1 protein-coding gene is annotated in these 241 nt (G+C 69.7%); it reads left to right on the forward strand.

Annotated elements, in window-relative coordinates; genetic code table 11:
- A partial coding sequence (locus tag FQ668_RS28120; RefSeq protein ID WP_144180866.1) for a hypothetical protein occupies positions 1-241 on the forward strand: 241 nt, incomplete at both ends.

Here is a 241-nt window from a genome sequence, read left to right on the forward strand (position 1 = left end):
CCCTGGTGCTGGGCAGTTACTTCACCTGGCTGCAACAGAACGACCTGCGCACCCAGTTGCTGCAACGCGGCAAGATGATCGCCGAACAACTGGCACCACTGGCCGCGCCCGCCATGGCCAAGCTGGCGCCGGCGCAACTGGAGCGCATTGCCGCGCAAACCCTGGAGCAGGCCGATGTGCGCGCCGTCGCCTTCCTGGCCCCGGACCGCACGCGCCTGGCCCACGCCGGCCCGAGCATGCT

Source organism: Pseudomonas sp. Kh14 (assembly GCF_900291005.1).
Classification (GTDB): Bacteria; Pseudomonadota; Gammaproteobacteria; order Pseudomonadales; family Pseudomonadaceae; genus Aquipseudomonas; species Aquipseudomonas alloputida.